This is a genomic window from Streptomyces purpureus (assembly GCF_014648195.1).
GTDB lineage: Bacteria > Actinomycetota > Actinomycetes > Streptomycetales > Streptomycetaceae > Streptomyces > Streptomyces purpureus.
Genome location: NZ_BMQQ01000018.1, coordinates 97,178 through 108,927, shown reverse-complemented (window position 1 = coordinate 108,927; position 11,750 = coordinate 97,178). Strand labels below are relative to the sequence as shown.

General features: G+C 70.7%; 11 protein-coding genes and 2 pseudogenes. 3 read left to right on the top strand and 10 right to left on the bottom strand.

The genetic code is table 11. The annotated features are described in order from the left end of the window. Positions 1-115 precede the first annotated feature (115 nt). From IEZ01_RS22445 to IEZ01_RS22425, 5 genes are all read right to left on the bottom strand, one after another. Positions 116-688 carry an RNA polymerase sigma factor gene (locus IEZ01_RS22445; RefSeq protein WP_189203392.1) on the bottom strand — a complete coding sequence of 191 codons (573 nt, stop codon included), beginning with the start codon at positions 686-688 and terminating at the stop codon, positions 116-118. A gap of 160 nt (positions 689-848) precedes the next feature. Continuing rightward, positions 849-1,493, bottom strand: a complete 645-nt coding sequence (locus IEZ01_RS22440; protein ID WP_019891614.1) for a dihydrofolate reductase family protein — start codon at positions 1,491-1,493, stop codon at positions 849-851. A gap of 151 nt (positions 1,494-1,644) precedes the next feature. Next, the gene (locus tag IEZ01_RS22435; RefSeq protein WP_019891613.1) at positions 1,645-2,121 is read right to left on the bottom strand and encodes a winged helix DNA-binding protein; all 477 of its coding nucleotides are present in this window, start codon (positions 2,119-2,121) and stop codon (positions 1,645-1,647) included. Further along, on the bottom strand, positions 2,118-2,621 hold the full coding sequence (locus IEZ01_RS22430) for a MarR family winged helix-turn-helix transcriptional regulator (protein ID WP_189203390.1): 504 nt from the start codon (positions 2,619-2,621) through the stop codon (positions 2,118-2,120). The genes IEZ01_RS22435 and IEZ01_RS22430 overlap by 4 nt, the downstream gene beginning before the upstream one ends. Before the next feature lie 81 nt (positions 2,622-2,702). After that, positions 2,703-3,128, bottom strand: coding sequence for a MarR family winged helix-turn-helix transcriptional regulator (locus IEZ01_RS22425; RefSeq protein WP_019891610.1), 426 nt, complete (start codon positions 3,126-3,128; stop codon positions 2,703-2,705). A gap of 162 nt (positions 3,129-3,290) precedes the next feature. Between IEZ01_RS22425 and eno the strand changes: the two genes are divergently transcribed. Next, a complete protein-coding gene (gene eno / locus IEZ01_RS22420) occupies positions 3,291-4,598 on the top strand; it encodes a phosphopyruvate hydratase (protein WP_019891609.1) in 1,308 nt (435 codons plus the stop codon). 143 nt (positions 4,599-4,741) lie between these two features. Here eno and IEZ01_RS22415 read toward each other — a convergent pair whose 3' ends face one another. Then, positions 4,742-5,980: an aminotransferase class V-fold PLP-dependent enzyme gene (locus IEZ01_RS22415; RefSeq protein ID WP_040875252.1), complete on the bottom strand. Its 1,239-nt coding sequence runs from the start codon at positions 5,978-5,980 to the stop codon at positions 4,742-4,744. On the opposite strand from IEZ01_RS22415, the gene IEZ01_RS22410 reads away from it, so the two are divergent. Further along, the gene (locus IEZ01_RS22410; protein ID WP_189203388.1) at positions 5,979-7,418 is read left to right on the top strand and encodes an aminotransferase-like domain-containing protein; all 1,440 of its coding nucleotides are present in this window, start codon (positions 5,979-5,981) and stop codon (positions 7,416-7,418) included. The genes IEZ01_RS22415 and IEZ01_RS22410 overlap by 2 nt on opposite strands. A 9-nt stretch (positions 7,419-7,427) precedes the next feature. On the opposite strand, the pseudogene IEZ01_RS22405 reads toward IEZ01_RS22410, so the two are convergent. Beyond that, a pseudogene (locus IEZ01_RS22405) lies at positions 7,428-7,931 on the bottom strand (sigma factor-like helix-turn-helix DNA-binding protein); the annotation flags it as partial. A 417-nt stretch (positions 7,932-8,348) separates the two neighbouring features. After that, positions 8,349-8,807: pseudogene (locus IEZ01_RS35720) on the bottom strand (dienelactone hydrolase family protein); the annotation flags it as partial. Between the two features lie 98 nt (positions 8,808-8,905). On the opposite strand from IEZ01_RS35720, the gene IEZ01_RS22395 reads away from it, so the two are divergent. Further along, the gene (locus IEZ01_RS22395; protein WP_189203386.1) at positions 8,906-9,916 is read left to right on the top strand and encodes a GlxA family transcriptional regulator; all 1,011 of its coding nucleotides are present in this window, start codon (positions 8,906-8,908) and stop codon (positions 9,914-9,916) included. A 47-nt stretch (positions 9,917-9,963) separates the two neighbouring features. Here IEZ01_RS22395 and IEZ01_RS22390 read toward each other — a convergent pair whose 3' ends face one another. Both IEZ01_RS22390 and IEZ01_RS22385 read right to left on the bottom strand, forming a co-directional pair. Beyond that, positions 9,964-10,323, bottom strand: a complete 360-nt coding sequence (locus tag IEZ01_RS22390) for a hypothetical protein (protein ID WP_158685741.1) — start codon at positions 10,321-10,323, stop codon at positions 9,964-9,966. A 424-nt stretch (positions 10,324-10,747) separates the two neighbouring features. Then, complete coding sequence (locus IEZ01_RS22385; protein ID WP_019891603.1) at positions 10,748-11,611, bottom strand: alpha/beta fold hydrolase; 864 nt, start codon at positions 11,609-11,611, stop codon at positions 10,748-10,750. Between the last annotated feature and the right edge of the window lie 139 nt (positions 11,612-11,750).

The window sequence follows — 11,750 nt, the reverse complement described above, 5'->3', positions numbered from 1 at the left end:
GGTGGGGGCGTGGGGTTCAGAGGTGGGAATGTGGGGTTCCCATGCGGGGGTGTCGGGTTCCCATCCCGGTGCGTGGGGTTTCCATGCGGGGGCGTGGGGTTTCCATGCGTGGCGCTCATGCCAGACCTCCCAGCGCGGCCGGGCCGAGCGCGGCGCGCAGTTCGCGGCGGGCCCGCAGGGCGCGGCTCTTCACCGTGCCCTCGGGGATGCCGAGCAGGCGCGCGGTCTCACGGGTCGTCAGTCCGTCGACGACCGTGGCCCGCAGCACCTCTCTCAGTTCGGGCGAGATGCGGTCGAGCGCGGCGCCCACGTCCCCGTACTCAAGACCAGCGAGGACGCGGTCCTCGGCGGAGGGGGCCGGGGGCGCCGGTGCGACCGCGGGCATCCGGTCCGTACGTTCCGCGGCGCGCAGGGCATCGACCAGACGCCGCGCCGCGATCACCCACAGCCAGCCGCCCGCCTCTCCGCCCCGGTGCGTCCCGGCGGAGCGCCAGACGGTCACGAAGGTGTCCTGGAGCACCTCGCGTACGGTCTCGGGGTCGCCGCAGCGGCGGGTCAGACGGGCGTGCAGCCAGCCGGAGTGCCGGTCGTACAGCGTGGCCAGGGCCTGGGCGTCACCGCGCGCGACCGCGCGCAGCAGCGCCGCGTCGTCGTCAGGATCTTCCCCTGTGGGGCGCAGCAGTCTCACGCCCTCTCTATCGCCGGTACGGTGCGGGCCGGTTCACGCTTTGCGATACGTGTTCCAGATCACCCACGTGCGGGGCGGGACTCCGGGGCGAGGTGCTCCTTGCGCGGCCTCAGGGCGGCCCCGGGCGGCGAACACCGCCGGGGGCCGGCCTGAGGAGCGGTCACTTCCGCCAGAACAGGTGGTGCGTGACGCCGCTCGGGCTGGGCACGACCTCCAGGTGGAACCGGTCGAGCAGCTCGTCGGGTGACTCCCAGAGCCGTAGTCCGGACCCGAGCTTCACCGGCGAGACCGCCACGTGCATGGTGTCGACGAGGTCCGCGTCGAGGAACTCCCGGATGGTGGTCACGCCGCCGCCGAGCCGGACGTCCTTGCCTTGCGCCGCCTCCCGCGCCTGCTCGAGGACCGTGGCCGGATCGCCGTCCACGAAGTGGAACGTGGTGTCGGAGAGGGTGAACGAAGGACGCTTGTGGTGGGTCATGACGAAGACCGGAGTACGGAACGGGGGCTCGTCACCCCACCAGCCGCGCCACTCGTGGTCCTGCCAGGGGCCGCGCTGGGGACCGAACTTGTTGCGGCCCATGATCTCGGCACCGATGTTGCGTGCGTAGTCCCGCGTGAAGTAGTCGTCGAGGCCCCGGCTCCCGCCGGGTTCCGTGCGCATGGGCCAGCTCGCCGTGGCGCCGGCCCAGGCGAACAGCCTTCCGGGATCGACGTGGCCGAACGGACGCTCGAAGCTCTGGTCCTCACCGGCACCGATGCCGTCACTCGAGACGTTGAAGTTCTGGACTCTCAGTAGCTGGGTCATGAGTTGCTCCTGTCGCTCCTGTTGCTCCCGTTCTGGCGATAACGGTGATGAGACTCTCCGGCGAGGCAAATATCATCGGTGCGTCCATGACTGGACAGGAACCGGCACGCGTCGACCGCCGAACGGCACCCGGAATCAGCGATACGAGCGATCAGACAGTCAGCGCCGCAAGCTCCGCGTTGGCTTGTTCGGTGACCAGGGCGAGGACGCGGCCTGCGACGGCCAGGTCCTCGGCGGGTATTCCGCCCCAGACGCGGGCGGTGATGGGGGCGACCTCCGCGCCGACGGCGGCGAGAAGGTCACGCCCCGCATCCGTGGGGCGAAGGTGCGCGCCGTCCGCGACGAGGAGGTGCTTGTCCAGCAGCTCGTCGAGAGTGGCGCGAATGTCGGCCGTATCGGCCTTGAGGGAGGCCTGGACCTGGGCGATGAGGTCGTCCGGCGTGTGCGGGGCGTCGGCGGTGACGGCGGCGCGCAGGGTGATCTGCTGCTGGAAGGTGATGCCGTGCCGGGCGAGGACGTGCTCCAGGACGCCGCGGGCGGCGTAGTGGGCGAGCCCGAGGGCGCGGGAGTCGGCGAGGGGTGCCGAGGTGGTGGCGGATGCGGTCGTGGTGGATGCGGTGATGGTCATGGTGTTGTCCCCTGAGTGCTCTCGTCGTTCGGTACGGATGGAGCAGGTGGAGCGAGAGGTGCGTCGAGCAGGGTCGTCAGTTCGTCGGTGAAGGCGCGCGTCCGCGGGGCATCGAGGCCACCGAGCGGCTCCAGCAGCTGCTGGAGCAGTTTTTGGACGACACCGATGGCCTGCCGGGTGACGGCCTGGCCCTGCTCCGTGAGCGCGAGCTGCACGGCGCGCGGGTCTCGGGGGTCGCGGGCGCGCTCGATCAGGCCGGCCGACTCCAGGGCGCGGGCCAGCTTCGACACGTACAGCGCCTCCAGGCCGGTGTGGTCGGCGAGCCGTCGCTGACTGGGCCGCTCGCCGGCGCGCTGCATGCCGTGCAGAGAAGCGACCAGGACGTACTGCGCGTGGGTGAGGCCCAGCGGGGCCACCGCGCGATCGACCGCGACGCGCCACTTGTTGGCGAGCCGCCACACCAGGAAGCCGGGCGTGGGACCCGGTGAACCCTTACTCATGCCGATAGAGTACATGGCTACTATGTCCATGGCTACTATTTCTGCGTGGACGTGCCCCCCCGAAGACCCGTCGACCCAGGGTCACTGGTGTGCGGCGAGCCGTTCCAGCAGGGCGGCGCTCTGCGCCAGCAACGCCCGCTCCTCATCCGTGAGTTCGGCCTCGATGGCCTGCGCGAGCCAACCGGCCCTGCGGCTGCGCTCCGCTTCCAGGGCAGCCCGGCCCGCGTCCGCGAGCTCGACCAGCGACTTGCGGCCGTCCGTGGGGTGCGCGCGGCGCGTGACCAGGTTCTGTTCCATGAGCAGCCCCACCGACCGGGCCATCGACTGGGGGCGTACGCGCTGATCGGCGGCGAGGTCGCTGGTGGTCATGGGGCCGTTGCGGTCGAGTGCGCCGAGCACGGCGGCCTGGCCCAGCGGGATGCGGTCCTCGTGTTTGACGCGCCGGGTGAGCTTGCCCATGGCGATGCGCAGTTCGGCGGCGATGGCGGCGGCTTCCGAGGAGGACATAGGGCACTTTACCCCGCTGACCAGCAAAGCCGTGCAGCTGACCTGCACAGCAATGCTGTACAGCAGAACTGAACAGCATTGCTGTATGGTTTGGGTTGTCGGGCTCAGCGCCAGCGTTGTCGCAGCCGGGGCCACGGCACACGACAACGGGAAGGAACTCCCATGCCCACCAAGGCAGTCGGAACCGTCAACGCCACCATCGAGACCGTCACCGCCCGCCGGATCATCGACAGCCGGGGCAACCCCACGGTCGAGGTCGACGTCGTCCTGGCGGACGGGTCCCTGGGGCGCGCGGCCGTCCCCTCCGGCGCCTCCACCGGCGCCCGGGAGGCCGTGGAACTGCGCGACGGAGACCCGGCGCGCTGGCACGGCAAGGGCGTCGACCGCGCGGTGGCCTACGTCGACGGGGAGATCGCGGCGTCCGTGCGCGGCCGGGACGCGGCGGACCAGGCGGGCCTCGACGCCGCGCTGGTTGCCCTGGACGGCACCGCCACGAAGTCCCGGCTCGGCGCCAACGCGATCCTCGGCGTCTCCCTCGCCGCCGCCAAGGCCGCCGCTGCGGCCCACCGCCAGCCCCTCTACCGCTACCTCGGCGGCGCCGAGGCCCACCTCCTGCCGCTGCCGATGATGAACATCGTCAACGGCGGTGCCCACGCCGACAATCCGCTGGACTTCCAGGAGTTCATGATCGCGCCCGTGGGCGCGGACAGCTTCGCCGAGGCCGTCCGTATGGGAAGCGAGGTCTTCCACACTCTGCGCCGCGATCTGCTGGCCGCCGGGCACTCCACGGGCGTCGGCGACGAGGGCGGCTTCGCGCCCTCGCTGCGTACCGCCGAGGAGGCGCTCGACTTCGTGATGACCGCCATCGAGCGCACCGGCTACCGCCCCGGCACGGACATCGGCCTGGTCATGGACCCGGCGTCGTCGGAGTTCTTCCGGGACGGGGTGTACGACTACACGGGCGAAGGAGTGCGCCGCACCCCCTCCGAGCACGCCGACTACCTGGCCAAGCTCATCGACGCCTACCCGGTCGTCTCCATCGAGGACCCGATGGCGGAGAACGACCTGGACGGCTGGCGCGAGCTGACCGCGCGCGTCGGCGACCGCTGTCAGCTCACCGGCGACGACGTGTTCTGCACCAACGAGACGCTGCTGCGCGAGGGCATCCGCACCGGCGTCGCCAACTCGATCCTGGTCAAGGTCAATCAGATCGGGACCCTGACCGAGGCGCTGGCCGCGGTGGCCACGGCCCATCAGGCGGGCTGGACGGCTGTCATGTCGCACCGCTCGGGTGAGACGGAGGACACCACCATCGCGGATCTGGCGGTGGCGACCGGCTGCGGTCAGATCAAGACCGGCTCGCTCTCCCGCTCCGACCGCACGGCGAAGTACAACCAGCTGATCCGTATCGAGGAGGAGCTGGGCGACTCGGCGCGCTTCGCCGGCCGCTCCGCACTGCGTCGGGCGTGACGGGCAGGCAGGGATAGGGACCGCGCGGGCCCCCGATCACGATCGGGGGCCCGCGCGCATGCCGGCGAGACGGACGAGGAAGTCGCGGTCGTGCCCAGGCTGTCGCTACCGCCCCGGCCTGGCGCGCTGTTGCGTGGCCGTCATCACCGTCCCTGCCGGACGAGTTCGGCGACCGCGTCGGCGACGTGGTCCACTTCCTCTTCGGTGTTGTAGTAATGCGGCGACAGGCGCAGACACCAGTCGACGTCCTTGTCCCCGAAGTCGAACTGGGCGAACTCGCGGAAGCTCAACGCCGAGTTGATGTTGCGGGCGTCCATGGCCTCCTTGAACGGCTGTGGCTGCCAGCCTCGGTCGACGGCGAAGGTGACGAGAGCGGCCAGCCGCGGGCCGCGGTCGAGCACGCGCACTCCGGGGACCGTTTCGAGTCGACTCCGCAGCCTCGCGGCGAGCGCCGGGGTGCGGCGGGCGATCGCTTCCAGGCCGACGTTGCGGGCGTAGCGAGTGGCGGCGGCGCTGCCGAGCACGGTGGCGTACGGGAATTCCCACTCCTCGAACCGGGCCGCCGTCCCGACGGGCCGGTAGCTGCCGGGCGCGGTCCAGCGGGCGCCGTGCATGTCGATGAACAGCGGCTCGTAACCGGCGCGCAGAACGCGGTCGGAGACGTAGAGGAATCCGGAGCCACGCGGGCCGCGGAGGAACTTCCGGCAGGTGGCGGTGAGCAGGTCGCAGCCGATCTCCTCGACGTCGAGGGGGTACTGACCCACGGACTGGCAGGCGTCGACCAGGTACAGCAGCTCCAGTTCACGGCAGTGCCGGCCGATCTCGGCGACCGGCGTGACCAGGCCGGAGTTGGTGGGGACGTGGGTGGCGGACACCAGGCGGGGGCGGTGGGTCCGCATCAGCTCGGCCATCGCCGGCACGTCCACCCCGCCCTCGGGGGTGTTGGGCGCGTGCACGATCCGTACGCCGAACCGCTTGCGCAGGGACAGGAAGGCGATCTGGTTGGAGACGAAGTCGTCGCGAGTGGTGAGGATCGTGTCGCCGGACTCGAACGGGATTGACGACAGGGCGTTGGCGTACGCGTGCGTGGCGCTGCCGGCGAAGGCGATGTTGTCGGGTGTGGTGTTGATCAGTGCGGCAAGCTCCGTGTAGAACTCGCGGACTCCGTCGGCCCGGGCGGCCGATGCCTCGTAACCGCCGATCCGTGCCTCCAGGTTGAGGTGACCGACCATCGCGGTCAGCACCGGGGCGGCCAGGAGTCCGCAGCCCGCGTTGTTGAAGTGGATGACCTGGCGGCACCCGGGGGTGTCGGCTCGCAGGGCGGCGATGTCCAGCTGAAGTGCTTCCGGGGTTGCGACAGAAGCGCTATTCTGATCTCTCATGTCAGACAGTAGCACTTCTGCCGAATTGGCGGCCAAGCTCCGCGAGTTGCTCGCTGGACTCTCGCCCGGGGACCGGCTGCCGAGCAGCCGGGAGCTGATCCAGCGGTACCGGGTCGGCCCGGCGACCGTGGCGCGGGCCATTGCCGTGCTGGCAGCGGAGGGCGCTGTGGTGACCCGCCCGGGCAGCGGTACGTACGTGGCGGTGCGAGCACGACCCGAGCCCGGGGTCGTGGACACCGCCTGGCAGACCGTCGCGCTCACCGACCGCACCGTCGACACACGCCTGATCGCCGAACCGCTCGGACCGGCGCCGGCCGGCACGATCACGATGGACGGCGGCTACATCCATCGCTCGCTCCAGCCGACCCGGGCACTGAGCGCCGCGCTGGCGCGGGCGGCGCGCCGCCCGGACGCCTGGGAGCGGGCCACGGCGAACGGACTCGGCGCGCTGCGCGCCGCGTTCGCCGAGATCGCCGGTAGTGGCGTGAACCCCGATGATGTGCTGGTCACCGCGGGCGGGCAGAGTGCCCTGTCGATCGCGTTCCGGGCGATCGCGGGGCCGGGGAGCCCGGTCCTGGTGGAGTCGCCCAGCTATCCGGGCGCGCTGGCCGCCGCCGGCGCCGCGGGGCTTCGCCCGGTTCCCGTACCGCTCGACACCGACGGCGTACGGCCGGACCTGCTGGCCGACGCCTTCGCGATGACCGGGGCACGGCTGCTGTACTGCCAGCCGACGTTCCACAATCCGACCGGCACGGTCCTGGCACCCGAACGACGGCGGCAGATCCTGCGCGTGGCGCGGGCCTCGGGAGCCTTCGTGATCGAGGACGACTTCGCCCGGCACCTGGGTCACGGCGGTCCCGTGCCCCGGCCGCTGGTGGCGGACGACGGCGACGGCACGGTCGTCCATGTGACCTCGCTGACCAAGCCCGCGGCGCCGAGCCTGCGGATCGGGGCGCTGGTGGCCCGCGGCCCGGTGATGGAGCGCATGCGGGCGGTCCGCATGGTCGACGACTTCTTCATCGGCCGCCCGCTCCAGGAAGCGGCACTGGAACTGCTGAGTTCCCCCTCGTGGGCCCGTCACGTCCGGACACTCGGCGCCGACCTGCGAGAGCGGTGCGTACGGCTGACAGCCGCCCTCTCCCAGGAGATCCCGACAGCGGCCGTCACGAGCGTTCCCGCCGGCGGACTGCACCTATGGCTCCGGCTGCCGCCTGGCGTGGACGACAGGGCACTCACTGCCGCTGCCCGGCAGCGGGGCGTGGCCGTGAGCGCGGGCAGCCGATACTTCGCCACCGAGCCGCCGGCAGCCCACCTCCGCCTCGGCTTCGCCGCCACCGCCGACCTCACGGAACTGGAGGAGGGAGTACGCCGGTTGGGAGCCGCGCTGCAGGACCTCGGCCCGGGTGGTTCCCACCACCTCGGGCATGCCCCTCGGTGACGCCCTCGTTCACTCGGTCCACGGACGCAGTTTCTCCGGGTTGCGGATCGCCCAGATACGAGTGATGCGGCCGTCAGTGATGCTGAACGCTGCCACGGTCACCGTGACGCCCGCGTGCTGGGCGACCAGGCCGGGCCGGCCGTTGACCGTCCGCTCCAGAAGCTCCAGCCCGGAGGCTCTGTCGGCGAGGTTGAGCAGGTACTGGGCAATGCGCTCGCTGCCGTCGACCGGACGGAGGGCGGCGCCGAGCAGTCCGCCGCCGTCGGCGACCATCGTGGCGTCGGGGTCGAGGAGGCCCACGAGGGCCTCGATGTCCTTGGCTTCCCAGGCCTCCTTGAAGCGCCGCACCAGACCGGCCTGCCCCGCCGCCGGAACCGCCGGACCCTGCGCGGCCCGAGTACGCCGGCGGGCCGAGGACGCCAGCTGCCGACAGGCCGCGGGCGAACGGCCGACGATCTCGGCGACCTCGGCGAAGGGGTACCGGAAGACGTCGTGCAGGATGAACGCCGTCTGCCCCAGCGCTCCGGCACCCGGTCGTAGCCGGTCCGGCGCCGGCCTGGCCCGCCCCGGAAGATCCGGGCCGAGCCGCTCGGCCAGGAAGGCGATGATCTCGTCCCGGGCCCGCATGGTGGGGTGACCGTCCTCGTCGACGAGGTGTGCCGTGACGACGCTGTGGGCGCAGCCGACGACGTCACGGAAGAACGGTGGGGGGTTCGTGTTCGCCGTCTCGGCTTCGAGTACGCGGCCGTCGAACGCGTCGCCGAGCAGGGCCCGGTAGGCCGCGAACCGCCGGCCGGTGCACCAACTGTCGTTCTCGAAGCGGTAGGCGAGAACCTTCAACCCGTCTCGCGCCACCCGTTCCGCCACCGCGGCAGCGTCCTCGTCGCTGAGCTCCAGACCGCCGGGGTCGTCGAGCGGAAGCGACGGATGGTTGACCACCGGCGCGATGACAGCGGGTTCGAGCGCCATGGTCAGGGCGAAGTTGCCGGTGAAGCACAGTCCGACGGCGCCGACGCCGGGGCCGCCACGCTCGGCGTGCGCCAGGCGGGCGAGGCCGCGCAGCCAGGTGACGACGGGGCTGGTGCCGCCACCGGCGAACGCGCGGAACTCGGCGCTGACGCACGCGCGTCGGACGACGGTCTCGCGTGCCTCGGCGAGCGGGTAGGCGCCGTCGACGCCGAAGAGGGAGGGCAGGTACACGCAGAAGCCGGCATCGCGTACCCACCGCGCGAACCGCGCGACGTCGGGGCTGATGCCCGGCATTTCGGGCATGAGGATGACCGCCGGTCCCGACCCGGCCACGTACACGGTCTTGTCGACGTCGTCGACGCTGACGGTTCTGCGCGAGAAGTCGTCCAGGGGGTCGCTCTGACCTCGGATGATTGTCATGACCGAGATGGTGGTGAGCTGCCGCGCTCCTGAGAAGCGGCGACATCGCCATGTATCCCGGTAATATCGCCAGCCGTTCGAAGCGCGGGAGGGGCAGCATGAGTGCGCTGCGCGTGGGTGTGCTGGCTTACCCCGGCTGCTTCGCCTCGGAGGTGTTCGGCGTACCCGACCTCCTGACCATGGCGACTCATGTCGCCGCGGCGCGCGGCCCGGTCGAGCCGGCCTACGAGACGACGGTCGTCTCGCCCCGGCGGCGGGTGGTCGCGTCCGGCGGCTCGGTCCTCGACGTCTCGGCGGTTCGGCCCGTGGACGTCCTGATCGTGCCGGGCTTCGAGCTGTCGCCCACGCTCGATCTCGACGCGACACTCGCGAGCCTGGGACCGGAAGTGGCGTCGATTCGAGCGCAGGCGGCCTCGGGAACCGCTGTCGTGTCGATCTGCGTGGGTGCCTTCCTGGTCGCAGAAGCCGGGCTGCTCGGCGGGCGCGAGGCGACCACGTCGTGGCTGTTCGCGGATCGGTTCGCCCGCCGGTACGCCGATGTGCGGCTGCGCCCGAAGAAACTGGTCGTGACCGACCAGGGGGTGACCACCACGGCGGCCTTCAGCGCCATGTACGACTTCGCGCTGCAGCTCATCCGCGGGCACCACGGCCCCCGCATCGCCCGGAGCACGGCCCGTATCGCGCTCGTCGACGACGCACGTTCCACGCAGGCCCCGTACGTCGACACGGAGCTCATCCCCACCGTGGGCAGGGAGTTCTCGCTCAGCGTCAAACGCTGGCTCGACCAGCACCTCAGCGCTCGCTACGACCTGCCCGCCCTCGCCCAGGAGTTCCATGTCAGCACGAGAACCCTGCTCCGTCGCTTCGGCGAGGAAGCCGGCGAGACGCCACTGGCGTACCTGCAGGCGGTCCGGGTACGCCGCGCCCGACACCTGCTGGAGACGACCGACCTGACCGTCGCAACCATCGCCGCCGACGTGGGGTACCGCGACCCTGGGGCGTTCAGCGGCATCTTCGCGCGACACACGGGCCGCCGGCCGAGGGAGTACCGCGCGATGTTCCATCGCCTCGGCAGCCGGCAAGGGCCAAACCGCCAACCGCAGATGTGAAACGTACCCGCAAGGGCACTTGCGGGCGTGTCTCCCTGCTCGCCAGGCTATTCGAAGATGACGTAGAAGCCGCCAGGTGCGATGGACAGTCCATCGCCGGCTTGGACACGGCAGATCACGGCCGCATCTTGGAAACCGGGCTCGCATCGGACCGCCGTTCCGTTTCCATCCTTGGTCAGGACGCCGGTGATGTTCGGACCAGCCGTATACAGGATCGGCCCAAACGCGTCGTCGTTCGGATGCGCGACCGAACAAGCAACGACAGCCAGGGGCGTAAACTCCAGCTTGAAGCAGTACGCCCCGAATGCAATCGTTTGACCATCGCGGATGGCCTTTGCCATGCCGACGACACCCTTTGAGGCGACAAGGTTTCCTGGATTGTCGACTCGGGCGAAGCCACGTGCCACGGTGAGATCACCTTCAATAGACGGTCGTGAATCGCATTCGGACTTCCGTCCGTGGAGTTCTGTGCGGCTTGGCGCGACGTACGTCGGGCGTGCGGAGCGTGTGCACCGGGGTTGGAGCTGCTGCCTGCAACGATGCCGCAAGCCGGCCGACGGTTCGAGAACCTGGCCATGCAGGCTCGCCGGATTCACCCGGCCGGGGCGGCCTCCCGACGAGACGGGACAGCGCAACTCGTCCGCCAGAGCGGTCTCACCGACAGGTCCGTCTGGGCGTCGGCGCCGAACGGGAAGTGGCCGACGCCCTTTACATCGGCCGCGGCGGAATCCCCCAGTAACCGGACTCACCGGAGCGCGTACGGCGGTACGAGACGGTGGTGCCGGGCGGTTTGGTCACCGCCCGGCACCACCTCCGGGCCGCCGTCCGAAGTTAGACGGACGGGGCCGTGAGCGTGGCGAGTTCGGCGAGGGCCTTGGCCGCCGGCGCCGGGTCGACCAGCCACTTCAGGTGGCTGCCGTCGAGGGTGCGGACGTCGTACGGGTTGTCCGGCGTCAGCTCGTTGCCCTCTCGGATCAGCCGGTCCTGCAAGGCGAGCGGGAGGCTGGTGTCGTCGGCCAGGCGGATGAAGGTCTTCGGGATCCGGCCCCAGGTCGCGGCCTGCGCCCGGTCGGTGGAGGCGCCGAAGTCCAGGTTCTCGTCAGGCTGGAAGGTGTTGAGGAAGGCCAGGAACTCCTCGTCGGTACCGTCGGCGAGGAAGGCCGCCTTGAGGGCCGCGAGGAGGTCAGGATCCGCGGTGCGGAAGTTGACGCGGAGCAGGCCCAGTTCGGCGGGGTTGCCGGTCATCGCCGCGGCCAGGGCGGCGACGTCGACCGTGGCCATCTCCGGCTCGGCGTAGTAGTCACCGGCGTCGAGAGCCACCGGGCACCAGGCCGACACGTAGACGATACGGTCGATCAGGTCCGGGCGCGCGTTGGCCGCGGCGGTGGCCGTGACGCCGCCGCGGCTGTGGGAGACCAGAATCACGGGGCCGTTCCGCTTGGCCCGTTCCAGGATCCCTATCAGGTGCGCGACGTTGTCGGCGAGCGTGACACCCTTGATCGAGCCGGGCGTTGTGGCGAACTCGCCGAGATCCTGCGGTGCTTGGTAGGCGCGGGTGTAGGTCGCCGAGAATCCGTGGCCGGGCAGGTCGACGGCGACCGAACGGTGCCCGAGGAGGCCCAGTTCGGCCTGGAGCGGCGCGAAGGAGAAGGAATTCGCGAAGGCTCCGTGAACCAGTACGAACGTCGGTTGCATATGTCTACTCACCTTCTTCTCGCCTCACGCCGCTCGCGCAAGCGCCGCGCAAGACGGTTGGTTGATGTCCGAGGCTGCACCCTACCCAACCAAGATCATCGGCACTAGCTGTTGACCGGGATGCCGGGGCGGGGCAGGT

What these genes read in the sequence shown, in the direction of transcription:
- IEZ01_RS22440 (WP_019891614.1), bottom strand. Translation starts at nt 1,493, where the DNA reads ATGACCCAGCTACTGAGAGTCCAGAACTTCAACGTCTCGAGTGACGGC.
- IEZ01_RS22395 (WP_189203386.1), top strand. Translation starts at nt 8,906, where the DNA reads ATGAGTGCGCTGCGCGTGGGTGTGCTGGCTTACCCCGGCTGCTTCGCC.
- IEZ01_RS22425 (WP_019891610.1), bottom strand. Translation starts at nt 3,128, where the DNA reads ATGTCCTCCTCGGAAGCCGCCGCCATCGCCGCCGAACTGCGCATCGCC.
- eno (WP_019891609.1), top strand. Translation starts at nt 3,291, where the DNA reads ATGCCCACCAAGGCAGTCGGAACCGTCAACGCCACCATCGAGACCGTC.
- IEZ01_RS22415 (WP_040875252.1), bottom strand. Translation starts at nt 5,980, where the DNA reads ATGAGAGATCAGAATAGCGCTTCTGTCGCAACCCCGGAAGCACTTCAG.
- IEZ01_RS22385 (WP_019891603.1), bottom strand. Translation starts at nt 11,611, where the DNA reads ATGCAACCGACGTTCGTACTGGTTCACGGAGCCTTCGCGAATTCCTTC.
- IEZ01_RS22430 (WP_189203390.1), bottom strand. Translation starts at nt 2,621, where the DNA reads ATGAGTAAGGGTTCACCGGGTCCCACGCCCGGCTTCCTGGTGTGGCGG.
- IEZ01_RS22410 (WP_189203388.1), top strand. Translation starts at nt 5,979, where the DNA reads ATGTCAGACAGTAGCACTTCTGCCGAATTGGCGGCCAAGCTCCGCGAG.
- IEZ01_RS22435 (WP_019891613.1), bottom strand. Translation starts at nt 2,121, where the DNA reads ATGACCATCACCGCATCCACCACGACCGCATCCGCCACCACCTCGGCA.